At 51.7% G+C, this 22,278-nt stretch carries 25 protein-coding genes; 17 read left to right on the top strand and 8 right to left on the bottom strand.

Going from position 1 to position 22,278, the window contains the following annotated elements:
- The 10 genes from xseA (at position 1) to spo0A (ending at position 10,594) form a co-directional block, all read left to right on the top strand.
- A complete protein-coding gene (xseA, locus tag C162_RS23595) occupies positions 1-1,374 on the top strand; it encodes an exodeoxyribonuclease VII large subunit (protein WP_036698381.1) in 1,374 nt (457 codons plus the stop codon).
- Positions 1,358-1,615: an exodeoxyribonuclease VII small subunit gene (gene xseB / locus C162_RS23590; protein WP_036698378.1), complete on the top strand. Its 258-nt coding sequence runs from the start codon at positions 1,358-1,360 to the stop codon at positions 1,613-1,615. The genes xseA and xseB overlap by 17 nt, the downstream gene beginning before the upstream one ends.
- Complete coding sequence (locus tag C162_RS23585) at positions 1,602-2,549, top strand: polyprenyl synthetase family protein (protein WP_051493869.1); 948 nt, start codon at positions 1,602-1,604, stop codon at positions 2,547-2,549. The genes xseB and C162_RS23585 overlap by 14 nt, the downstream gene beginning before the upstream one ends.
- Positions 2,550-2,645: 96 nt before the next feature.
- The gene (gene dxs / locus C162_RS23580; protein WP_036698377.1) at positions 2,646-4,550 is read left to right on the top strand and encodes a 1-deoxy-D-xylulose-5-phosphate synthase; all 1,905 of its coding nucleotides are present in this window, start codon (positions 2,646-2,648) and stop codon (positions 4,548-4,550) included.
- Positions 4,551-4,592: 42 nt separating this feature from the next.
- Positions 4,593-5,483, top strand: a complete 891-nt coding sequence (locus tag C162_RS23575) for a TlyA family RNA methyltransferase (RefSeq protein ID WP_036698375.1) — start codon at positions 4,593-4,595, stop codon at positions 5,481-5,483.
- A gap of 123 nt (positions 5,484-5,606) precedes the next feature.
- Positions 5,607-6,077 (top strand): hypothetical protein, encoded by a 471-nt coding sequence (locus C162_RS23570; RefSeq protein WP_235218507.1) that lies wholly within the window; start codon positions 5,607-5,609, stop codon positions 6,075-6,077.
- A gap of 26 nt (positions 6,078-6,103) precedes the next feature.
- On the top strand, positions 6,104-6,553 hold the full coding sequence (ahrC, locus tag C162_RS23565) for a transcriptional regulator AhrC/ArgR (RefSeq protein WP_036698370.1): 450 nt from the start codon (positions 6,104-6,106) through the stop codon (positions 6,551-6,553).
- A 49-nt stretch (positions 6,554-6,602) separates the two neighbouring features.
- Positions 6,603-8,330, top strand: a complete 1,728-nt coding sequence (recN, locus tag C162_RS23560) for a DNA repair protein RecN (RefSeq protein WP_036698368.1) — start codon at positions 6,603-6,605, stop codon at positions 8,328-8,330.
- 114 nt (positions 8,331-8,444) lie between these two features.
- On the top strand, positions 8,445-9,578 hold the full coding sequence (spoIVB, locus tag C162_RS23555) for a SpoIVB peptidase (protein WP_036698366.1): 1,134 nt from the start codon (positions 8,445-8,447) through the stop codon (positions 9,576-9,578).
- Between the two features lie 197 nt (positions 9,579-9,775).
- Positions 9,776-10,594: a sporulation transcription factor Spo0A gene (gene spo0A, locus C162_RS23550; protein ID WP_036698363.1), complete on the top strand. Its 819-nt coding sequence runs from the start codon at positions 9,776-9,778 to the stop codon at positions 10,592-10,594.
- Between the two features lie 738 nt (positions 10,595-11,332).
- Here spo0A and C162_RS23540 read toward each other — a convergent pair.
- Both C162_RS23540 and C162_RS23535 read right to left on the bottom strand, forming a co-directional pair.
- Positions 11,333-12,160: a FlxA-like family protein gene (locus C162_RS23540; RefSeq protein ID WP_036698359.1), complete on the bottom strand. Its 828-nt coding sequence runs from the start codon at positions 12,158-12,160 to the stop codon at positions 11,333-11,335.
- 18 nt (positions 12,161-12,178) lie between these two features.
- Positions 12,179-12,550, bottom strand: coding sequence for a hypothetical protein (locus tag C162_RS23535; RefSeq protein ID WP_036698357.1), 372 nt, complete (start codon positions 12,548-12,550; stop codon positions 12,179-12,181).
- 237 nt (positions 12,551-12,787) lie between these two features.
- Between C162_RS23535 and C162_RS23530 the strand changes: the two genes are divergently transcribed.
- Positions 12,788-13,447, top strand: coding sequence for a helix-turn-helix domain-containing protein (locus C162_RS23530; protein WP_036698355.1), 660 nt, complete (start codon positions 12,788-12,790; stop codon positions 13,445-13,447).
- Between the two features lie 119 nt (positions 13,448-13,566).
- Positions 13,567-13,875 (top strand): hypothetical protein, encoded by a 309-nt coding sequence (locus tag C162_RS23525; protein ID WP_036698353.1) that lies wholly within the window; start codon positions 13,567-13,569, stop codon positions 13,873-13,875.
- Positions 13,876-13,977: 102 nt separating this feature from the next.
- On the opposite strand, the gene C162_RS35575 is transcribed toward C162_RS23525, so the two are convergent.
- From C162_RS35575 to C162_RS23515, 4 genes are all read right to left on the bottom strand, one after another.
- A complete protein-coding gene (locus C162_RS35575; RefSeq protein WP_083677725.1) occupies positions 13,978-14,151 on the bottom strand; it encodes a sporulation histidine kinase inhibitor Sda in 174 nt (57 codons plus the stop codon).
- 221 nt (positions 14,152-14,372) lie between these two features.
- A complete protein-coding gene (locus C162_RS23520) occupies positions 14,373-14,708 on the bottom strand; it encodes a LytTR family DNA-binding domain-containing protein (RefSeq protein ID WP_036698352.1) in 336 nt (111 codons plus the stop codon).
- Positions 14,709-14,850: 142 nt separating this feature from the next.
- Positions 14,851-15,372, bottom strand: a complete 522-nt coding sequence (locus C162_RS35570) for an accessory gene regulator ArgB-like protein (protein ID WP_084649023.1) — start codon at positions 15,370-15,372, stop codon at positions 14,851-14,853.
- Positions 15,353-16,018, bottom strand: coding sequence for a hypothetical protein (locus C162_RS23515; protein WP_036698350.1), 666 nt, complete (start codon positions 16,016-16,018; stop codon positions 15,353-15,355). Before C162_RS23515 ends, C162_RS35570 begins: the two co-directional genes overlap by 20 nt.
- A gap of 137 nt (positions 16,019-16,155) precedes the next feature.
- Here C162_RS23515 and C162_RS23510 point away from each other — a divergent pair, with 137 nt between their 5' ends.
- Both C162_RS23510 and C162_RS23505 read left to right on the top strand, forming a co-directional pair.
- On the top strand, positions 16,156-16,674 hold the full coding sequence (locus C162_RS23510) for a DinB family protein (RefSeq protein ID WP_036698347.1): 519 nt from the start codon (positions 16,156-16,158) through the stop codon (positions 16,672-16,674).
- A 15-nt stretch (positions 16,675-16,689) separates the two neighbouring features.
- Positions 16,690-16,944 carry a hypothetical protein gene (locus C162_RS23505; protein ID WP_036698345.1) on the top strand — a complete coding sequence of 85 codons (255 nt, stop codon included), beginning with the start codon at positions 16,690-16,692 and terminating at the stop codon, positions 16,942-16,944.
- A gap of 72 nt (positions 16,945-17,016) precedes the next feature.
- Here C162_RS23505 and C162_RS23500 read toward each other — a convergent pair whose 3' ends face one another.
- Positions 17,017-17,586 (bottom strand): thymidine kinase, encoded by a 570-nt coding sequence (locus C162_RS23500; RefSeq protein ID WP_036698342.1) that lies wholly within the window; start codon positions 17,584-17,586, stop codon positions 17,017-17,019.
- A 182-nt stretch (positions 17,587-17,768) separates the two neighbouring features.
- Between C162_RS23500 and C162_RS23495 the strand changes: the two genes are divergently transcribed.
- Genes C162_RS23495 through C162_RS23485 form a run of 3 tightly spaced genes read left to right on the top strand, consistent with a single transcriptional unit; the run spans position 17,769 to position 21,567 of the window.
- Positions 17,769-17,978 (top strand): hypothetical protein, encoded by a 210-nt coding sequence (locus C162_RS23495; protein WP_076154406.1) that lies wholly within the window; start codon positions 17,769-17,771, stop codon positions 17,976-17,978.
- Between the two features lie 18 nt (positions 17,979-17,996).
- Positions 17,997-19,739 (top strand): ABC transporter ATP-binding protein, encoded by a 1,743-nt coding sequence (locus tag C162_RS23490; RefSeq protein WP_036698337.1) that lies wholly within the window; start codon positions 17,997-17,999, stop codon positions 19,737-19,739.
- Positions 19,720-21,567 (top strand): ABC transporter ATP-binding protein, encoded by a 1,848-nt coding sequence (locus C162_RS23485; protein WP_036698334.1) that lies wholly within the window; start codon positions 19,720-19,722, stop codon positions 21,565-21,567. The genes C162_RS23490 and C162_RS23485 overlap by 20 nt, the downstream gene beginning before the upstream one ends.
- Before the next feature lie 306 nt (positions 21,568-21,873).
- On the opposite strand, the gene C162_RS23480 is transcribed toward C162_RS23485, so the two are convergent.
- Complete coding sequence (locus C162_RS23480) at positions 21,874-22,179, bottom strand: DUF2627 domain-containing protein (RefSeq protein WP_036698330.1); 306 nt, start codon at positions 22,177-22,179, stop codon at positions 21,874-21,876.
- Between the last annotated feature and the right edge of the window lie 99 nt (positions 22,180-22,278).

Below are 22,278 nucleotides of genomic sequence, written 5' to 3'. Positions count from 1 at the left end.
ATGGCGGCAGAGCGGCAGATCTACTCCATCAAGGAGCTTAACAAATATATCCGCATGAAGCTGGATTCGGATGCGCTGCTGTCCGATGTATGGATTCGCGGTGAAATCTCGAATTTCACCCATCACGGAAGCGGGCATATGTATTTCACGCTGAAGGATGAGAGCAGCCGGATCAAAGCTATCATGTTCGCTTCGCATAACTCGCGGCTGCCGTTCGTGCCGAAGGAAGGCACGAAGGTAATCGCCAGGGGGAATGTGACCGTATATGAACGGGACGGGCAATACCAGTTCTATGCGACACATATGCAGCCTGACGGAATCGGCAGCCTGTATCTGGCTTACGAGCAGCTGAAAAGCAAGCTGGAGAAGGAAGGCCTGTTCGCAGCGGAGCGCAAGCGTCCGCTGCCGCAATTCCCGCGTTGCATCGGGGTTGTGACCTCCCCGACAGGAGCTGCTGTGAGGGACATCATCATCACCCTGCAGCGCCGTTATCCGCAGGTTGCGATTGTGCTCTACCCTGTACTAGTGCAGGGTAAGGGGGCTGGCCCGTCCATTGTACAGGCCATCCAGAACCTGAATGCTATGGGAGAGGCCGATGTGCTGATTGTCGGGCGCGGCGGCGGCTCCCTGGAGGAGCTGTGGGCCTTCAATGAAGAGGCCGTCGCCCGGGCGATAGCGGCCTCCGGGATTCCGGTCATCTCGGCTGTGGGCCACGAGACCGACTTCACGATCGCCGATTTCGCCGCCGATCTCCGGGCGGCCACCCCTACGGCAGCGGCAGAGCTCGCTGTGCCGAGCGCAGCCGAGCTGGCCGGGCAGCTGCGCATGGCCCGGCAGCGGCTGCGCCAAGCGCTGCTGCGCCGCTCGCAGCGCGGCGGCGAACGCCTCGCTGCGCTGCAGCGCTCGCTGGCGCTGGCCGGCCCCCGCCGGCAGCTGGCCCAGCACGCGCAGCGGCTGGATATGCTGCGCGCGGCCCTGCTCCGCGCAGCAGAGACAAGGCACAGCCGCGCGCAGGGGCGCAGTGCGCTGCTGCACCAGAGCCTGCAGCGCTTCCATCCGCTGAGCAGCGTCAGCGCTGCCCGCCGGCGCACGGATGGCCTCACCCGTGAGCTGACGGCGGCCATGCAGGCGCGCCTTGCAGATAAGCGTGCGCGGTTCGGGGCGGAGCTGCGCCATCTGGATGCGCTCAGCCCGCTTAAGGTCATGTCGCGGGGCTACAGCCTCGTGTATGACGAGAAGGAACAGCGTGTAATCAAATCGCTGAAGGAAGTAGAGCTTGGCGATGTGGTCAACATAAAGCTTAATGACGGACAACTAAACTGCCACGTATGGGGAATGAAGGAGGATGGCAAAGCGAATGGCGAAGGAAGCTGAACTGGATTTTGAGGGAGCCATGGAGCGCCTGGAGGGTATCGTGCGTGAGCTTGAACATGGTGACGTTCCCCTGGAGAAGGCGATTGATTTATTCCAGCAGGGAATGAAGCTCTCGCAGCTATGCGGCAGCAAGCTGGAGCAGGTAGAGCGCAAGATTGAGATGATCACCGTGGAGGATGGCGAACTGCGCAAGAAGCCGTTCGGCAGCCGGCTGGAAGGCGATAGCGATGAGTCATTCTGAGCTTGAGCCATCCGGCGGGGCGGCGGGGCCGCAGGGCCGCGAACCGCTGGAGCAGTATATAGCTGACGTTAGCAGCTGGGTTGCTGCTGCTCTAAGCGGGGTCGTACCAGAGCAGTGGGACGTCCCCCAGGTCCTAAGAGAGTCGATGGAATACTCGCTGCAAGCTGGTGGTAAGCGCCTGCGGCCGCTGCTCGTCACCGCCGCGTGCGAAGCGCTGGGCGGCAGCCGTGAAGCTGCGCTGCCTGTAGCAGCTGCGATTGAAATGGTGCATACCTATTCTCTGATTCATGACGATCTTCCGGCGATGGATAATGATGATTACCGGCGCGGCAAGCTGACGAACCATAAGGTCTTCGGGGAAGCGATGGCCATTCTGGCCGGGGATTCGCTGCTGACCCATGCGTTCTACAGTGTGGTACAAGCCTCCCGTAAGCATGGGGTTCCGGCAGAGCGCGTGTTGTCCATCGTGGAGGATCTGGCTGAGATGGCAGGCCCGCGCGGTATGGTCGGCGGTCAGGTAGCCGATATGGAAGGCGAGCAGGGAATGACCGACCTGCAGCAGCTCCAGTATATTCATCTGCACAAGACTGGCGATCTGATGATCTTCTCCTTGCTTGCGGGCGGCAGAATCGCCGGTGCGAATGAGGGGCAGCTGGAGGCCCTGCGCCGGTTCGGCACACAGATCGGTCTGGCCTTCCAGATTCAGGATGATATTCTGGACCTCATCGGTGATGAGAGCAAGCTGGGCAAAAAGACCGGCAGTGATATCAAACAGCAGAAGGTGACCTATCCGTATTTCATCGGCCTTGAAGCTTCGCGCGAAGAGGTGAAGCAACTTACGGCTGCTGCGCATCTGGCGATCCTAAAAGGAGGGTTCCAGGACCCGTCCCGGCTGCTGGAAATTGCAGATTATTTGATGTCACGTGACCACTAAATGAAGATTCGGCAAACGGCTGTGTTTCAGCAGCCGTTTCGTTTGTGTTATAATGGGGTTTATATTTTACAACATCTAGGAAAGCGGGGAATACTCGTGCTGCTTCCACAAATAAATGATCCTCAGGAGCTAAAATCTTTATCAGTCGGGGAACTGGCTGCCCTTGCGGAGGAAATCCGCCAGTTTCTGATCGAGAAGCTGTCAGTAACAGGGGGACATCTCGCATCCAATCTGGGAGTCGTGGAGCTCACGCTGGCCCTGCATTACTGCTATGACAGTCCCCGGGATAAGATGATCTATGATGTAGGGCATCAGGCGTATGTCCACAAGATATTGACCGGCCGTCAGGACCGGTTCGATTCCCTGCGCAAGCAGGGCGGACTCTGCGGCTTCGTCAAACGTTCGGAGAGTGAGCATGATGTCTGGGAAGCCGGACACAGCAGCACTTCTCTGTCTGCGGCAATGGGCATGGCGATGGCCCGTGACCTCAAGGGTGAAGACAATAAGGTAATTGCCGTTATCGGCGATGGCGCCCTCACCGGCGGAATGGCCTTTGAAGCGCTGAACCATATCGGGCATGAGCGCCGCAAGCTCATGGTGATCCTGAACGACAATGAAATGTCCATTGCACCGAATGTAGGAGCGATGCATAACTATCTGAGCAAGATCCGTTCGGACCGTCATTATCTGCGGGCTAAGGACGAGGTCGAAGGCCTGCTGAAGAAAATTCCGGCCATTGGCGGCCGGCTGGCGAAGACTGCGCAGAATGTGAAGGACGGCCTGAAGAACATGCTGGTACCCGGTGTTCTGTTCGAAGAACTCGGATTTACCTATCTTGGACCCGTGGACGGTCATGATCTGGAGAAGATGATCGACACCTTCCATCAGGCGGATAATGTATCCGGGCCTGTCCTGGTGCATGTCCTTACCACCAAAGGCAAGGGCTACAAACCGGCGGAAGTCGATTCCTATAAATGGCACGGAATTTCCCCTTACAAAATCGAATCCGGTCAGGTTCTTAAAGCAGTCGGCAATCCGATGTACACGGAAGTCTTCGGACAGACGTTAATCGAGCTGGGGCATCAGGATAAGCGGCTGGTTGCCGTAACACCGGCGATGCCGGGCGGCTCTGGACTATTCCCGTTCGCCAAGGAATTTCCGGACCGGATGATTGATGTCGGGATTGCGGAGCAGCATGCCGCCACCTTATGTGCGGCCTTGGCTATGGAAGGCATGAAGCCGGTATTTGCCGTCTACTCCACCTTCATGCAGCGCGCTTATGATCAGATCGTTCACGACATTTGCCGCCATAATGCTAATGTTATGTTCGCCATTGACCGTGCGGGCTTTGTCGGCGCAGACGGGGAGACCCATCAGGGCGTGTACGATATCGCGTTTATGCGTCATATCCCGAACATGGTGCTTATGATGCCGAAGGATGAGAATGAGCTGCGCCACATGATGAAGACGGCGCTGGACTATAATGAAGGACCGATTGCTTACCGTTATCCGCGGATTAACGGCACGGGTGTGGCTCTGGATGCTGAGCTGCACAGTCTGCCTATCGGCACCTGGGAACGTCTGCGTCCCGGAGAAGATTATGCCGTGCTTGCCTGCGGCCCGATGGTTCAGGTGGCCGAAGAGGCGGCGGAAGTGCTGAAGCGTGAAGGTATTCAGATCGGTGTAGTCAATGCGCGCTTCCTGAAGCCGCTGGATAATACCATGCTGCTTGATCTGGCACATGCCGGAACGGGTATGGTGGTGCTGGAAGAAGCGAGCCAGGCCGGCGGCCTTGGCAGTGCGGTGCTGGAGTTCTTTGCAGAGCATGAAATATATGATGCACATGTTCACCTGATGGGAGTGCCGGATATTTTCGTCGAGCATGGGTCCATCAAGGAGCAGCGGCAGGAGACCGGGCTTACCGTTGAAGCCGTATGCGCACGTATTAAGTCAATGAAGGGGCTCAGCACTTATACCTATAAGTCAACCTCTACCTCGTAAGGGCAGGGGCGGAGGGCTGACCGAAGTGATCGGGAGATGAACATGGAACACCCTAAGGAACGAATTGATGTGCTGTTGGTGGAGCAAGGCTTCTACGACAGCCGTGAGAAGGCCAAGGCTGCCATCATGGCGGGCCTGGTGCTTGCGAACGAAGAACGGATTGAAAAGCCGGGGATGAAGGTGCTCCGCAGCTCTGTCCTCAGAGTCAAGGGAGCACTACACCCCTATGTCAGCCGCGGCGGCTTGAAGCTGGAGAAGGCCTTACGGCAGTTCGGCATCGGGCTGACCGGCCGCAACATGCTGGATATCGGCTCCTCAACAGGAGGCTTCACCGATTGTGCGCTTCAGAACGGCGTGGCCCATGTGTACGCGATCGATGTGGGACATAACCAGCTCGACTGGAGCCTGCGTAATGATGATCGGGTAACCGTAATGGAGCAGACCAACTTCCGTTACATGACCCCGCCAGATTTGAAGGGACCGGTACCTGACTTTGCAAGTATCGATGTCTCCTTCATTTCACTGAGAATCATCCTGCCGCCGCTTATGGCGCTGCTGAACCGTCCTGCTGATATCGCTGCGCTGATTAAGCCGCAGTTCGAAGCCGGCCGCGAGAAGGTGGGCAAGTCTGGAGTCGTGCGCGAACCGGCTGTTCACCGGGAGGTGCTGGTAAACGTACTGACCATGGCAGCCGAACTGGGCTACACGCTTGCAGGACTGACGTATTCCCCTATTACCGGGGGGGAAGGTAATATCGAATTTCTGGCACACTGGAAGCTGCTGCCTGCTGAGGCTGCGGAGCAGCCTTCAGCGCAGGAGACTTCTGCGGCTGAAGCACAGCCGAATAATTTCGCCGCGCTTGCCGACTCCGTCATTAAGGAAGCGAATGCAACCTTCAGCGCTGCGGGCCATGGAAACTCATCGAAGAGATGAGTTTCTTTTGCTGCAAAGATAACAATTTTATAGGTCTCCCCGAACCGGAATTAGCGGCAGATTGTCGGCCAGAAGCAGGATTTTACCCGCCGGCACGCGAATAGATTCACCGAGGTGATGGGAGTGGCGAGCTCGGACAAGGCTGTAGTGGCACTTATAGGACTGGCGGCGGCAATCTTTATCCTTTATAGAATCTATATCTGGCTGCAGGGGTCTCCGGGGTCCTTCATGAAGGACCGGGTGCCGATCAACAAGGTCATTCAGTCCCATCCATCCATCGCTCTGCTGGAGGATGCAGGGTATGAGGTCATCGGCGGGAAGCTGAAGATTCCGCTGTCTTTTCAGGTGAATGGGGCACCGATGTACAGCAGGCTGTTCATTGATTACGTAGCCACCAGGAATGAGGAGCATTACTATCTGGTCATCCTGTCCCGCCCCCGCAAGGAGCTTGAATTCACCGGCAGCGGACTCCGGGACTACATCCTCCCCTATCTGCTGATCTACCCGGATTGCAGCGGGGTACTCTATGTGGATACGGTGACTTCCAACATTCATGTAATTAATTTCGGCAAGGACGACGGAGAATCCAGTTAAGCACTATATAAATACGGGAGGCAACAATGAAGGGACACAGGCATATCAAGATTAGAGAAATTATCTCGCAAAAGGAAATCGAAACCCAGGATGATCTGGTGGAGGCGCTGCGGGAATCGGGTTTTCAAGTCACCCAGGCTACCGTATCCCGAGATATCAAAGAATTGCTGCTGATTAAGGTACCGATGGATGACGGACGTTACAAGTATTCCCTGCCCACCGACCAGCGTTACAACCCCACCCAGAAGCTGAAGCGGGTGCTGGTGGACAACTTTGTACAAATCGACTATTCCGCGAATCTTGTGGTCATGAAATGTCTGCCGGGAACGGCCAATTCTGTGGCTGCGCTGATTGACAATATCGACTGGCCGCAAATTATGGGTACGATCTCCGGAGACGACACCATCCTGATTATCTGCCGCCAGCCGGAGGACAGCAAGGACGTCATTTCACAAATTATGGGCTATATATCGTAGTTCTGCCTGCGGGCAGACAGGCAATCATCTTGTCGGAGGTGCTGTATTCGTGTTAGAGACATTGTCTATACGCAATCTGGCCGTGGTTGAGGCGGTGGATGTGCATTTTTATCCGGGGTTCCATGTCCTTACAGGGGAGACCGGTGCCGGGAAATCAATTATCATCGATGCGCTCGCACTTATTGCCGGGGGACGCGGTTCTGCTGACTCCATCCGGTACGGGTGTGAGAAGGCCGAAATGGAAGCGCTTTTCAGTCTGCCGGGAAGCCATCCGGTCTGGGATACGCTGGAGCGGCTGGGCATTGGGGCAGAACGTGAGGAGCATCTGGTGATCCGCCGGGAGATTACCTCCCAGGGCAAGAGTACTTCGCGCGTGAACGGTCAGATGGTCAATCTGAGCATGCTGCGCGAAATCGGGGAGCAACTGGTCAATATTCATGGACAGCATGAGCATCAGAACCTGTTGAAGGCTGAACGTCACCTGGGCCTGCTGGATACCTATGGGGAAGCGGTGATCGGACCGCTCAAGGCAGATTATCAGGAGAAATATACAGCCTTCGCCAAAGTGGAAAAAGAACTTCGGGAACTTCAGGAATCCAGCCAAAAGGCGTATCAGATGCTGGATTTGTACCGTTTTCAGCTGGAGGAAATTTCTGCTGCGGGACTAAAACCGGGAGAAGATGAATTACTTGCCGAAGAACGGGTAAAACTATCCCACAGCGAGAAAATGATGGATTCAGTATCCGGCGCATACGAGCTGCTGTATGACAGGCAAGGGCTGGAGTCCATTGGTAATGTAATCTCCAGGCTTGAAGATGCGGTGCGGTATGACGAAAAAGGTCTGCGGGCAGTCTTCGAGCAATTGCAGTCGGCGTATTACCAGCTGGAGGATGCGGCGTTTCAGCTGCGCGACTACCGTGAAGAGATCGAATTCAATCCGGCGCGGCTGGATGATATTGAGAACCGTCTGGACCAGATTACTGGCTTGCGTCGTAAATACGGGGATAGCGTAGAGCAGATTCTGGAGTATTATCAGCAGATTGAGCGGGAGACGGATCTTCTGGAGAATAAAGACGAATATATCCTGAAATTAACGGCCAAACGCGATGGTCTGCTTCATATCTTAATGGAGTCAGCCGAAGCTCTGAGCGGAGCGCGGCGGCAGTGTGCGACGGATCTTGCTTCACAGGTCGAGGGAGAGCTGAAGGATCTGCAGATGGAACGGACCTCACTCCAGGTGAAGATGGAGACGCTCGAAGATCCGCGCGGCATGGAGTATCAGGGACGGCGGTACCGTCTGACCCGGCAGGGGATCGACAGCGCTGAATTCATGATCTCCCCGAATCCCGGCGAGCCGCTGCGTCCGCTAGGCAAGATCGCCTCCGGTGGAGAGCTATCGCGGATTATGCTGGCAATGAAGAGTATTTTTGCGCGGCATGATGCGATTCCAGTCCTTATCTTCGATGAGGTGGATACCGGGGTCAGCGGACGTGCGGCCCAGTCCATCGCGGACAAGCTGTATAAGCTGTCCTCCACCTGCCAGGTGTTCTCCATTACCCACCTGCCGCAGGTGGCCTGTATGGCGGATCATCAATACCTGATTGCCAAAAAAGTCGAAGACGGACGCACGATGACTGAGGTGGACTCCCTCTCGGCCGAAGGCCGCGTAATGGAGCTGGCCCGGATGCTGGGCGGTGTGGAAATTACCGAAAAAACATTGCATCACGCACAGGAGATGCTGGGTCTGGCCGAGGCCAGCAAGGCAGCTGCAAGCTAAGCGGGACAATGATTGACAGTAATAAAAGCCTGGGGGCAAGGTTATCTTATAGGTACGCAATTGGCGACCACCTTTTTCGTCAAGCGAAAGAAGCAAAAGGGAGTGTGACAGCCATTGAAGCCTAACCTCAGGAAGTTAATGCCCGGCCTTTTATTTGCCTTCTTTCTCAGTTTATCAGGCATAACGGGACCCTCACAGATCCACGCAGCACCGCTTGAACATCAGCCGCTTACGGCGGTACAGGGAACCGAGAATGAACTTAAGGTCATCCCCGGAGGTCAGACGATTGGCGTGAAGGTGAAGTCGGCAGGCGTGCTGGTTGTAGGTCATCATCTGATTGAAGTATCGGAGCAGTCCAAGATTTCACCCGGCGAGAATAGCGGCATCCTGCCCGGCGATCTCATGATCTCCATCAACGGGGTGAAGCTGGACGAGGTATCGAAGGTAGCAAGGCTGGTCGAAGAGGCCGGCAAAAGCAATGATTCCTTAAGCATCATCTACAAACGCGGCGGTAAAGAGCACACAGCTCAGCTGAAGCCCGCGTATGACCGCACAGACAAGGTATGGCGGCTCGGGCTCTACATCCGTGATTCCGCAGCAGGTGTAGGGACACTCACTTTCTATGCCCCGAAGCAGGGTGTGTACGGGGCCCTTGGGCATGTCATCACTGACATGAACACAGGTACGCCGATTGTGGTCGGCAGCGGGCATATCGTGCAGTCCAGCGTCACTTCGATCTCCAAGAGCCAGGATGGCGATCCGGGGGAGAAACGGGCTCGTTTTCTGAAAGAAAGCCAGGTTCTCGGGAATGTGGAGAGTAACACGGATTTCGGAATATTCGGTAAAATGACCCGTAATCCTGAGCACAGCCTGTATCAGGAGCCGATTCCGGTGGCCATGAGCACTGAAGTGAAGGAAGGTCCCGCACAGATTCTTACTGTCGTCGATGGTCAACAGGTCGAACGCTTCAACGTAGAGATCATCCATGTCGCCCGTCAGCAGACCCCTGCTACGAAGGGCATGGTGCTGCGCATCACCGACCCCCGTCTGCTCGATAAGACCGGAGGGATTGTCCAGGGGATGAGCGGTAGCCCGATTGTCCAGAACGGCCGTCTGATCGGTGCAGTGACCCATGTATTCGTCAATGATCCCAAGTCAGGGTATGGCTGCTTCATTGAGTGGATGCTTAGGGACTCCGGTGTGGTTCAACAGGATCAGGAGCTTCAATACAATCTTAAGGCGGTTTAGCCTTAAGATTTTTTTGTCGAAGGGCAGCGATTATCCTCGAAACCTGAAATAAAATATTCAATTATAAATCAACACCGAAAAAAAATAAAGAAAAATAATTTTCGACAGAAGGATATTCAAATCTGATGTCGAAAGTTATAGGGAGAGAAGATGATCATTATTTTCTGAATAGCAGATATATAAGGAGGAAGCAGCCAGTGCAGAATATTGAAGTGTTGTTGGCCGATGATAACAGGGAGTTCACGAACTTGCTCGCAGAGTACATTACTGAACAAGAAGATATGACCGTGACAGGCATTGCCTATAATGGGGAAGAGGTACTACAGATGCTCAGCGGAGCACGCAAGATCCCTGATGTCCTTATTCTTGATATCATTATGCCGCATCTGGACGGCCTCGGCGTACTTGAACGCCTGCGTGATATGGATCTGAACCCGCAGCCCAAGATCATTATGCTGACCGCTTTCGGCCAGGAGAATATTACGCAGAGAGCCGTTCAGCTTGGAGCCTCTTATTATATTCTGAAACCGTTTGACATGGAGGTTCTGGCGAACCGTGTGCGCCAGCTGGTCGGTACGCAGGGCAGCATGAGCACTTCCGGTAACATGTCCGGCTATTCTTCTTCCAGATCTTCCAGTAATGTGGTTCCGCTGTCCAAGGGCAAGAACCTGGATGCGAATATTACGTCAATCATTCATGAAATCGGCGTCCCTGCACATATCAAAGGCTACCAGTACCTGCGTGAAGCCATCACCATGGTCTATAACAACATTGAGATCCTTGGTGCCATCACCAAGACGCTGTATCCGGCTATAGCCGAGAAGTTCAAGACCACGCCTTCCCGCGTAGAACGCGCCATCCGCCACGCGATTGAAGTCGCCTGGACCCGTGGCAATATCGACAGCATCTCCCACCTGTTCGGCTATACCATTAATATCTCCAAATCCAAGCCAACTAACTCGGAATTTATTGCCATGGTCGCCGACAAGCTGCGGATTGAGCATAAGGTGTCTTGAAAGGGTTAGGGGCAGGAATAGCATAATAATAAATACCACTTGCTAATGGGAAATTATATTCCCCAATAGCAAGTGGTATTTTGTTTCACTGAACCCAGGTCGGATGTATGTGAATAAATGGGAATGTAATCGAAAACAGACAATCTCTAATTGACGACAGATAGGCGGGAGCACCCGTCTTGAAATGAATAAAAACTTCAGAACGTATGCGAAAAACGGCTACAAATATGTGGCTAAAAAGCGGATGATGCTGAGACAGTCCTCATTGAGTAGAAGCATCATGATGATAAATAATATGCAACGTTCAAGCCACTCCTTCATTCGAGTGGCTTTTTTAGTTTATAATAAAGGGATAAGCAAAGGAGGTGGGAGAAATCATAGCGCAGATTTTTTTAGGGATCTGGATGCTCACACAAGCGGCTTGTCATTTTTTCGGACTAGATGTGTTCCTTCGGCAATATGTTAGGGATAGTTTGAGTAAGGAGGAGCGGGCGTCTTTCCAAAGAGGGATGGTCCTGCCTTATCTCATATTAGGGATGACTTTTATTGGAATGGGAATTGTTGAGCGTAAGGGATTCCTGTCCATGCCGGTTTTCCTGGGACTCTATATTATATTGTGTGCGGCATCCTTGGCCGGGGTATTAAGGAATAACAAAAAACACCTGGGTCATTATATGTGGTGAATTCGTAAACAAAGTAAAAACCGTTCCGGTAAGGAACGGTTTTGTACATGTGCAGTCACACCATAATATCCAGCGAAGGTGAAGCTGGGGTGGCGCTGGTTACCGGGTTGGCGGCTCCAGGAGCGTCCTTGTCTGCGGGGCTGTTGGATTGTTTACTTTTGGCAGAAGGGTTGGAGGAATTGATCTCATCGCTGTCATCTGTAATCCGGGAGAGTGAGCTTGGAACATTATTGTTCTGTGCAGCCGCACTGCTGTCTTCCCGCAATTCTGAAGCTAACTCCGAAATCTTGCTGTTGATCCTGTGGATGGTGGACTTCATATCCAGGATCTTCTCCCGCTTGGTCTGTAGCACTACACGTTCGGCATTCTCCAGCATGTAGGGCCGTCCGATATCATGTGTGGGATTGTTGGCCAGACGGTCTCTCTCCAGCTTGATCTCACTCTGTATAGGCTTGGTCTGGTTGTCCAGCTGCTTCCCAAGGTTAACCAGCTTCCCCATACGGTCATATGTGATACTGCTTGAGATAATCGCATGCATCGAATCCGAATTAGGGTTAGTTGAATATGAAGCCGTCTCGGTGGATTGGGTCTTGGTAGTTTTGGCTTTGCTGTTCTCCATCTTTTCCTGCATTTCCTCAGCTTTGATCTGTGTGATCTGCGAATCTACCTCCTGGATAGAGGCTTTCAGTGCTTGTACGCGCTCTTGTTTCAGTTTTTTGTCCAAGTTCTCATTGGAGTTAATGGCCGCAACCTGTTCGTTCAGATTGGCCTTTTGTTTGATCAGGCTTTGAATTTCTTTGTCGCGGGATCTGGCTTGGGACTGATTGCTGGTACCCGTAACGGAGATAGCGCCCGGTGAAGAAGTTGAAGAGATGGGTAACAAGAGAATTCCTCCTCCAAACTAATTAACGGACTGGTTGCCCAGGCTGCTAAGGTAAGCATCGGCTTCTTGATATGTAGGGTAATGCACGGCGAATTTGCCGAACAGTCTTTTCATTTGCATTTTCCAGACCGGGGAGTCTGCGACGTATACCCAGCCGCCTACCCCTGCTTCTATCGCTCGGTCACCGGTCGGGGCGAGCATTGCGGCTACTTCAGGCGCTAGCACAGTTGGGGAACCTGTCACATCGGTTACTCCGGTAAAGCCCGGCTTCAGCTGCTTCAGAGCATTTTCAAAATCTGCTATGTAGGCGGGTACATCACTCTCAGTCAGGCCGTAGGCTTTGACGATTACCTGGTTTTTTGCAATATTGACTTCCATTGTGTAAGACATGAACATTCCTCCAATTGTGGTATTAAGTTTACATTAGTTAATATCGGATAAGATCGGGGTGTATTTGAGAGAATAAGGAAAACGGATCGGAACGGCTCTCATTTATGGGAATTAACTCCAGAAATTAAGGGGATGTGGAGGTTTTTACGATTCTGATCCAAAGAATTTACACAAACAATTGTTATTATGAAACACAAATTGTTGTCTTGTGTTATGATATAGGTAGAGGTGGCTCTTATGAACGATTTCGATAATTACCCCGATGAGCTGGGGAATTTCATCCGGCACTTCAGGAAGGCCCGCGGGTTAACCCTCAGGGGGCTGGAAGAGAAGAGCGGCATCAGCTATTCACAGCTCAGCAAGATTGAACGGGGAGAGAGTATCCCGCTTAAGGATAACCTGGATAAGATCATTGAAGCACTCGGAGGGGATCTCAAGAACCGGATGTATCATTTGGCCGACTATATGCCTGATATTGAGTACATCAAGACCCTGAAACAGGGCTACAAGCTACCTAAGCATAATCAGTCCCAAGACTACATTTACGAGACGGCGTTCAACAAGCTGAAGGAATTCCGGGCGAAGGAAGACAAAGAAACGTCATATGTTTCCTTTGATTCTGAAGAGGTAATCGTTTATGAGACGGAATATGGGGCAGGAATGGTTATAGAGAAGATCGAGAAGTACAACCTGACCGATGTGCTGAACGATATATTCGAGGGAAGTCTGGATAGCCTCCGCAGGCAGCCGCGCCAGGGGCGTCAGGCTTACTTATTCGGAGAATGGCTGCGTGAAGGTATTTATGAGCTGAAGGAAGAGGAACAAGACCAGGTTATTCAGGCCTTGAAGGAATTCACCCAGTTCAAAGTACAACAGATCAAGGGCGTGTACAAGTAAAGAAGGGCCCGGCATAACGTGCTTCCAAAATGAATAATGTTGCCCTTTCTTGCAGCCATCTATTCATCTTGATCCATAAACAAACTACAAATGGTTAGACAGAAAAGGGGATAAGAAACATGAGAATCAATATGAAGTTTACCAGCAAAGGAAAAGCTGCGATCGAGAATTTCAACAACGAAGAGCTGTTGGAGATTTTTGCACGATACATCAAGACACTGACCAAAAAATACGATATCGAAGTAGATGTGCCGCTAGAAGTGAATCAGAATATCGTTGCCGATGGAACCGTCATTGCCATGGCTCAGAACGTTAAATGTGACGCAGAGACCTTCTTCAAAGAGCTGGGACGCGACATCAAGGTTCCCCTGAAAAAGCGCCTCGGCGGTAAGCTGGAGAACGTGTTCAAGACCGAAATTATCGAGTAGACAAAAGTTTGTTACACACCAAAAACCATCCCCGCACTGTCTGTGGAGGATGGTTTTTTGGCGTCTGTGCAAGTATATCTTATGGAAGGAGAGCTTCGCATGCTAATGATGTTGGGTTTTTGAAATATTCCGCGTAGTGAGGACGTTCCTGATTATCTGGATAAAATCTGGCGAAGCCTTGGCTTCCAGCGCCAATTCGTAGATGTTCATTAATTGTTCGTCAGACAATTGCTCAAGTGATGAGGGGCGCGGAGAAGGATGAAAGTAAGTTTCCATTGTATTCCTCCATCATGGTTGAGAGTGTTGGGAAAGATAATTAAGATATTAATGAAATGCTTCTATGTAAATGGTACCATCTGGAATATAATCCGTCTGCTGGTATTCGCCCTGTGAATTTTACTTTACATATGTTGGATAATATGTGATAATGATTGAATTTGTAGCCGTATATGATTATAAAAAAGCAGCGACCCTCTTTTTGGAGGATCGCTGCTAGTCTATGACGGTGATTCGTTTTTCCTTGAAGCTAGAAATCTGCGGATACGTGTTTCATTGGACTCTGATACAGTAGCAAATTGTTCCCCTTGATTGAACAGAACAATCTTCCGTTCCGGATCATAACCGTCAATATTGCCAATGTTGACTACATTGCTGCGGTCAAGACGTTCAAAGCCCATGCCTCCGTAAGCTGCATACAAATCGGAAAGAGTGGTAGGGAGAACAAATTCGCCTTCTTTCGTATGGACGAATATCGTATTCTTGTGGTTAGAGAAATACAATATCTCCTCCTCCCGGATACTGCGGGAAGAGCCGTCGTTTAGTAAGACACGCATGTACTCCCCATCCTTGTGTAATTACTTGCGTAATTCTTTTGGTGCTTCCGGGCTGTGAATCCAAGATTTTAGTACTGAAGCAAATACATGGGCTGATGATGTCAGGGCTTTGGATGCAATGCGTGCTAGTTTCTGTTTCAATTCAGACCCTCCTTTTAGGTAAAGATATTACTGTTAAGGATTGAGCAAAGAAAGCCAATCCGAGGACAGACGAACAAATGAAGAAATTTGATGTTACCATCATTAAGGAAATCACCTTCAAGAATGGATAAATGCGTAGAGGGATTCTTACATTGGCATCAGGATTAGGTGCAAAAATAAGCATAATAATAAATGAGGATAAATTAATTATCCACAATTGATTCTCGATTAAAAAAGAAAGGTGTGGTAGGGATGAACATAATGTGATAGATATGGCATTACAGGCTGTTGCAGTCTTAAGATGCTTACCGCCAGACATAAATCTTAGAAAGGCAAAGCCAAAAAGAACAATTGCGGTTTCTCCAACACTTCCTGTAAACCATCCAATGAGCAAGGATGATATGATAATGACCAAGCTGTTTAAAATTATATTAAGGGAATATTGCATAATTTCAATAGAGCTAGTCTCCTGAGGATTCGTTTGTTTAATAATTGAAGCAATTTTATTGCTTAATATATTCATGACCGCTTCTGTCCTTCGTATAAGATAAGTAAATATAACAAAACATAAGGGTGAAATATATAACTGGTAGAGCCAGAAAGTAACCAGAATCAAATAGATGCATAATAGAAATTACAACTGCTACAGTTGGTAAATTTAGAATGAAAAGTATTTTTTCGCGTTTGCTAATTATGACAATCCCATTGGGTTTATCTGGAACATAATCAAATCCTTTACGCTTATATCCAACATAATAACCTGTTATTATAGCAGTCAAAGCTGTGAGGAATTGCAAAAAATACGTAGTAATATCTAAGCCGTAGAATGTTTGACTTGATAATAAACCGAATTTATTAAATATTAGTGCGTAAATTAACTGAATAAATGTGTAAGCTTGGTAGGTCATGCCTGTAAGTATTGCTGAATAAAATATATGAATTCTAAAAAGTAGCCATAAGAAACAAAAAATTAAGAGATATTGTACAATTATGTCTAACTCTACCCAAGAATAGTTCACACGAATTACAAATGAAAGGAATGCCATTATAAAACTTGCAAATATCATTTCTATATGGAAAACATCAATTTTAAAAACTTTGAAAGCTAAATAAAACATTGCGTACGTTTCCAATATTGAAAATATCATAAATAGCACAAAATCCAGCATGCTTACACTCCCGGGAAATAGATTAACAAATCTGTAATCCTGGTGATATTATACATAATAGGCTAGGATACAACAACAGGTTTTGACACATTCCGGCAAATATTTCTTAAAAATTGGATTGGAGAGGGGTTTTTACCATGAATCAGCGTCCTGCGCAAGGAGAGTACACCGAATTTCAGTCCAGATATATTACATTGGTGCCGCCCGAAGGAGAGCTGAGCGTCATTCTAAGAGAGCAGACTCAGCAGGTGCTGACTTTGCTTGGCGGGCTGACAGAAGAGCAAGGAGCCTACCGCTATGCCCCCGGGAAGTGGAGTATCAAGGAAATGCTAGGGCATCTGACGGATAATGACCGCATCATGTCTTACCGGTTGCTTTGTTTTGCGAGGGGGGAACAGGCGCCGTTGCCTGGTTATGAGGAGAATGATTATGCGGCTGCCGGGGCGTTCGACCGCTTCACGCTGCAGGAGATGATTGCGCACTACCGGATCGTCCGGGAGTCCACCTTGGCGCTGGCAGATAGTCTTGCGGAGGACGTCTATGCCCGTACAGGGAATTTTGGCGGGATTGCCATGTCTGTGCGTGCGCAGCTCTGTCTGATCATCGGACATGAACAGCACCATCTGCGGATTCTACTTGAACGTTATCTGAACTAAAGGGAGGTGACGCATGTGGGCTTACTTAGAGGCATCTGGCATTTCTTCGTCCCGCGGGAGCGCACATTAGTGTACACTACTTTCGATCAGGGACAATATTTCCGGGTCAAAAGCCGCCTTGCGGCAGCAGGCATCCCTCACCGTTCCAGGATTAACGGCGGCATGAGAGAGACCACACGGCGTGCTAACTTCGGAGGGAAGAGTACGATGCAGCATGATTTGTTCGTCCGCAAGGAGGATGAGCACAAGGCGTTTCAAGTGGTTCAATAGACTGGAGAACAAAAAACGCATTCCAGCCGGATCAGGGCTGGAGTGCGTTTTAATGTTGTATATTAGGGTACTTTACAATGGGGGATTCTTGTGGCATTTACGGCAGACCGGGTAATAGGCTTCATTGCCGCCGATCTGGATCTGTTTGCCGCTGTATACCGGCTTGCCGTTCTCAACCCGCAGTGCCATGGTGGCTTTCCGTGCGCAGAACCAGCAGATGGTCTTCATTTCTTCAATCTTGTCGGCGTAGATCAGCATATATTTGCTGCCTTCGAACAGATTGTTCTGGAAATCGTTTTTGAGGCCGAAGGCCATCACCGGAATGTCCAGCTCATCCACAATGCGCACCAGCTGCAGGATGCAGTCCTTGCTCAGGAACTGGCACTCGTCGATCAGCACACAGTGGGGCTTCGGCAGACTATTTTTGACGATGCTGTACATATCTGTATGCTCATCAATCGGAATGGCCTGCTTGCGCAGTCCGATCCGGGAGGAGATGTATCCCACTTCATCCCGGTTATCAATGGAAGGTGTGAAGAGGAGCACCGACTTGCCCTGCTCTTCATAATTATGTGCAACCTTGAGAATCTCAATGGATTTGCCGCTGTTCATAGCTCCATACCTGAAAAATAATTGTGCCACGTCCATCTATCCTTTCACTGTTCAGCTAATCTGCTACACGACCAAAAAATCGACCTTACTAGAGTATCATACTCGGGGCCGGAGTAGCCAGTGCAAACATTGTTTCCGCCCGGGATGTGCTATAATGAACGCAATTGTGTCTTCAGCAGGAGAATATAGTGAACAGAAGGGAAGTTAGTCAGGTGACAGAGAAATTGGAGCAATACAAGGAACGGATCCATGCACTGCGGGAGAAGGGGGAGCTTATCCCGGGTACGGAGAATTTACTGGAAGACATGCTGGCCGAGCTCACTGAGCTGAACCGCAGCAACAAGGCACTGCGCCGGGTCATTTTGAAGTCGGGACAGGGCTCTGCCATGTCTACCCGCCTGCGGGATGCGCTCTACGAATAAGCAAATGGGGTATCTTCGATGAAGCTAATGTTGACTTTTCTTAAAAAATACCGGGTCGCCGCCATTGCCGCGCTGGTCATGATGCTGATTGAGCTGGCCGTGGAGCTGTCGCAGCCGCTGCTGATCTCCAAAATCATTGATGACGGTATCCGGCAACAGGACACGGCTGTCGTCTGGCTGTGGGGCGGTGTGCTGGTCGGGAGTGCCGCTGTGGCATTTGTGGCGGGAATACTCAGCTCCTTTTTTGCATCGCATACCAGTCAGGGGTTCGCGTTCGACCTGCGTGACAAACTGTATGAAAAGGTACAGTCGTTCTCTTACGATATTTTTAGCCGCTTCCCTACCTCATCCCTGATCACCCGCCTTACTGGGGATGTAACACAAATACAGGATACGATATTCATGGGGCTGCGGTTCATGACCCGTATTCCGCTGGTTGTGATCGGAAGCGTGATTATGGCGCTTGTTGTACATATCAAGCTGGGATTGCTGCTGACCGTGACCCTGCCGTTCTTGGTGATATTTATGATCTGGCTGATGCGCAGGGCGTCCGAGCTGTTCCGCAATGTGCAGACGAGGCTTGACGGCGTGAATGGGGTTATTCAGGAGAATCTGACCGGAATCCGGCTGATCCGTGTATTTGTGCGGATGGGCCATGAGATCGGGCGGTTCGCAACGTTCAGCGGAGAGCTGATGAGATCGACTGTTGCTGCGCTGAGGCTCACCGAGACCTCAACACCGTTCATTATGATCATCGTCAATGCCGGGATTCTGGCCGTGCTGTGGTTTGGGCGTATTGAGATCTCTACAGGGGATGCTACGCTGGGGCAGACGGTTGCCGTCATTAACTACTCGCTGCGTACGATGGGAGCGCTGTCAGCACTATCCTGGATCATGGTAAGCTTCTCCCGCGCACGGGCATCATCCGGACGGATCGCTGAAGTGATGGCGGCAAGCGAAGGTCCGGGCGAGCTGGGCATGACTTCAGGAGAAGGTCTAACGTCGGCTGCCCAAGGCAAGGTTGAATTCCAGCAGGTCAGCTTCAGCTATCCCGGCAGTGACATTAAGGTTCTGGAGGACATCTCCTTCTCGGTGCAGCCGGGTGAACGTGTGGCAATTATGGGCGCGACCGGCTCCGGCAAAACCTCTCTGGTAACGCTGATTCCCCGGCTGTATGAATGCGGCAGCGGCAGCATCCTGGTGGACGGACAGAAGCATACGGAGATGGATATGCAGACCTTACGGGGCTCTATTGGCTATGTACCGCAGGAGGTGCTCCTGTTCACCGGCTCAATCCGGGAGAATATAGCCTGGGGAAATGCAGCGGCGAGTCAGGCAGAGATTGAGCAGGCAGCGGCGGCAGCCCAGATTCATGACACGGTTGCAGCGCTGCCGCAAGGCTACGATACTGCCCTCGGGCAACGCGGAGTCAATCTGTCGGGCGGGCAGAAGCAGCGTCTGAGCATTGCGCGGGCGCTGGTGCGCAGACCGGCGATTCTGATTCTGGATGACAGTACCAGTGCGCTTGATGCGGTGACGGAGGGACTTTTGCTGGCAGAATTGAAGAAGTTGTCCTGCACGACCTTCCTGATCACACAGAAAATCAGCTCAACCGCCTCAGCGGATCTGATTCTGCTGCTGGACGAAGGCCGGCTGATTGCGCAAGGGACCCATTCCGAGCTAATGGATGAGTCCGCACTGTACCGCAAAATCTATCAATCGCAGACAGGGGAGGCGCAGCATGTTCAAAGCACTCATTGAGCCGTTCCGCTATCCGAAGCTGGAGGTAGGCCACGGCGAAGCCAAAATCTTCGGGGCGATGGGCAGCCGGAAGCCGAAGGCGAAGGCCAAGAACTGGTCGGGCACACTAGGCCGCATATGGACGTATCTCGCCGAACGCCGGACAAAGCTGATCTTAGTGCTGTTCATGGTTCTGCTAAGCTCAGCCTTGTCACTCCTTGGACCTTACCTGATCAGCCGGGCAGTGGACGATTATCTCGGCGGGGAGGGTGGCAGAACGTGGGCTGTCTTCCTGCTGGTTCTGGCGCTCGTCTACCTGCTGAATTCTTTGGTCTCCTGGCTGCAAAATGTCTGGATGATCGAGGTGGCCCAGGAGACGGTCTACCGGATGCGGACCGATCTGTTCTCGCACCTGCACCGTCTGCCGATCTCCTTCTTCAACCGCAGGCAGCAGGGGGAGATTATGAGCCGTCTGACCAATGATATTGAGAATATCAGCTCGACGCTGAACAGCTCGGCCATTCAGATCTTTTCCAGTATTCTGACGCTGGTGGGAACGGTAGGCGTGATGCTGTGGCTCAGCCCGTTGCTAACGCTGCTGACCTTCATTGTGGTACCGCTGATGATGCTGGGCATGCGCTGGATTACCCGGCGGACCGGACCGCTGTTCAAAGAGCGGCAGCGCAATATGGGTGAGCTGAACGGGTTCATCGAAGAGACCTTGTCCGGGCAACGGATTATCAAAGCCTTCTCGCAGGAGGAGCGGGTGATCACCGGCTTCAGAGAGCGTAATACACGGATTATGCTGTCGGGGTATTGGGCACAATCGATTTCGGGCTTTATTCCTAAGCTGATGAATGGTCTGAACAATCTGAGCTTTGCCATCGTGGCCGGAGTCGGGGGGCTGCTTGCCATCCGCGGGCTCGTGACGGTGGGGATTATTATTGCTTTTGCCGAATATGCGCGTCAGTTCACCCGGCCGCTGAATGATCTGGCGAACCAGTGGAACACTTTGCTGTCGGCTATCGCCGGGGCGGAGCGTGTTTTCGAGGTGCTGGATGAGGAGACGGAGGCCCGGGATGAAGGCGAGGCGGTGAAGCTGGAACATGTGGAGGGAGCCGTAAAGTTCACGGATGTGTCCTTCTCTTATGAAGGTGGAGCCGATACGCTCCAGGTAATTACGTTCGAGGCGAAGCCAGGGGAGATGATTGCGCTGGTCGGACCTACCGGTGCTGGCAAAACGACACTAATCGGCCTGCTGTCCCGCTTCTACGATCCGAGCCGGGGCAGCATTACGCTGGACGGGCGGGAGCTGTCAACGGTCACCCGTGAAAGTCTGCGCAGTCATATGGCCTTCGTCCTGCAGGACTCCTTCCTGTTCAAAGGTACGATCCGCGATAATATCCGCTACGGCAGGCTGGATGCAACCGATGAAGAGGTGGAGGAGGCCGCGAAGCTGGCCAATGCCCATGCCTTCATTATGCGACTCCAGGACGGCTACGACCGGATGCTGTCTGTAGATGGCAGCGGTATCAGCCAGGGGCAGAAGCAACTCTTGGCTATTGCCCGGGCAATTTTGGCGAATCCGTCCATGCTGGTACTGGATGAGGCGACGAGCAGCATCGATACGGTGACTGAGATCAAGATTCAGGAAGGGCTCCAGGCGCTGATGCGCGGCCGGACCAGCTTCGTGATCGCCCACCGGCTGGGCACGATCCGCGCTGCTGACCGCATTCTGGTGCTTGAGGGCGGACGTCTGCTTCAGCAGGGCTCGCATGAGGAGCTGCTGAAGCAGGGCGGTCTTTACAGCGAGCTGGTGCGGGGGAGCAAGGAAGCGGCTGGGGAGTGAGCGGAGCACGGGCTTTTGATAGGACGGGTGTGAGGGTGATTTTGAGGAATAGGATGAACGAAGGCTGTGCTGAGGCTAATGCGTACAGACTAATGAAGTAAAGGCTACTGCGGCTAATTAGCTAAGGTAACTGTATATTGTGCAATAGAAATCCGATTTTTGAGTGGTAAATGGCATTCTGCTGTATTTGGTACATTAGATTTTGCCAGTTTGGGGCTAATAGCGGGTGTGATCAATAACCAACAGGGGATGTCTCAGCAGCCGATTCGTTCATGGCTTGAGACATCCCCTGTTTCAGTTATAGGATTAGGAGCGGGCTTCGGAAGACGGGGGCTGCTGTGCTTGCTGCTTCTCCCGGAAGCGGGGGCCTACGTAGTTCTTTTTGCGGTCACGGGTCAGAATCCAGCCGCCCAGGAAGGTCATGCCCGCCAGGAACAAGAGCAGTCCGCCGCCGAAATGCAGCCACGCAAATTTGGGAATAGCAGTCTCATCGCCATGCATGGCAAAATAATTGAACAGATCATCTTTCATCATCAGGAAGCCCGTCATCGCCAGGAGGCCGGGAATCACCAGAATAAGGATGGCAATGAAGCGTGAAATCAGCAGTTTCATCACAGTCGCTCCTCTTCGCAGCCGTTTGAATTCACCCATATGATAACGCTTTAACCTGCAAAAGTCCATGAATACATGACGTTTGTAAGTTTTGTATTA

It is taken from the genome of Paenibacillus sp. FSL R7-269 (assembly GCF_000517865.1).
Classification (GTDB): Bacteria; Bacillota; Bacilli; order Paenibacillales; family Paenibacillaceae; genus Paenibacillus_AQ.
Note: the sequence above shows the minus strand (reverse complement) of the source record. Positions and strands in the feature narration are given on the sequence as shown.

Excerpts from the sequence above, each read along its gene's own strand:
- C162_RS35570 (WP_084649023.1), bottom strand. The coding sequence starts at position 15,372 with ATGAATATATTAAGCAATAAAATTGCTTCAATTATTAAACAAACGAAT.
- C162_RS23520 (WP_036698352.1), bottom strand. The coding sequence starts at position 14,708 with ATGCGTGTCTTACTAAACGACGGCTCTTCCCGCAGTATCCGGGAGGAG.
- ahrC (WP_036698370.1), top strand. The coding sequence starts at position 6,104 with ATGAAGGGACACAGGCATATCAAGATTAGAGAAATTATCTCGCAAAAG.
- C162_RS23515 (WP_036698350.1), bottom strand. The coding sequence starts at position 16,018 with ATGCTGGATTTTGTGCTATTTATGATATTTTCAATATTGGAAACGTAC.
- C162_RS23510 (WP_036698347.1), top strand. The coding sequence starts at position 16,156 with ATGAATCAGCGTCCTGCGCAAGGAGAGTACACCGAATTTCAGTCCAGA.
- xseA (WP_036698381.1), top strand. The coding sequence starts at position 1 with ATGGCGGCAGAGCGGCAGATCTACTCCATCAAGGAGCTTAACAAATAT.
- C162_RS23480 (WP_036698330.1), bottom strand. The coding sequence starts at position 22,179 with ATGAAACTGCTGATTTCACGCTTCATTGCCATCCTTATTCTGGTGATT.
- C162_RS23525 (WP_036698353.1), top strand. The coding sequence starts at position 13,567 with ATGAGAATCAATATGAAGTTTACCAGCAAAGGAAAAGCTGCGATCGAG.
- C162_RS23585 (WP_051493869.1), top strand. The coding sequence starts at position 1,602 with ATGAGTCATTCTGAGCTTGAGCCATCCGGCGGGGCGGCGGGGCCGCAG.
- xseB (WP_036698378.1), top strand. The coding sequence starts at position 1,358 with ATGGCGAAGGAAGCTGAACTGGATTTTGAGGGAGCCATGGAGCGCCTG.
- C162_RS23490 (WP_036698337.1), top strand. The coding sequence starts at position 17,997 with ATGAAGCTAATGTTGACTTTTCTTAAAAAATACCGGGTCGCCGCCATT.
- C162_RS23485 (WP_036698334.1), top strand. The coding sequence starts at position 19,720 with ATGTTCAAAGCACTCATTGAGCCGTTCCGCTATCCGAAGCTGGAGGTA.
- C162_RS23530 (WP_036698355.1), top strand. The coding sequence starts at position 12,788 with ATGAACGATTTCGATAATTACCCCGATGAGCTGGGGAATTTCATCCGG.
- C162_RS23535 (WP_036698357.1), bottom strand. The coding sequence starts at position 12,550 with ATGTCTTACACAATGGAAGTCAATATTGCAAAAAACCAGGTAATCGTC.
- C162_RS23575 (WP_036698375.1), top strand. The coding sequence starts at position 4,593 with ATGGAACACCCTAAGGAACGAATTGATGTGCTGTTGGTGGAGCAAGGC.
- C162_RS35575 (WP_083677725.1), bottom strand. The coding sequence starts at position 14,151 with ATGGAAACTTACTTTCATCCTTCTCCGCGCCCCTCATCACTTGAGCAA.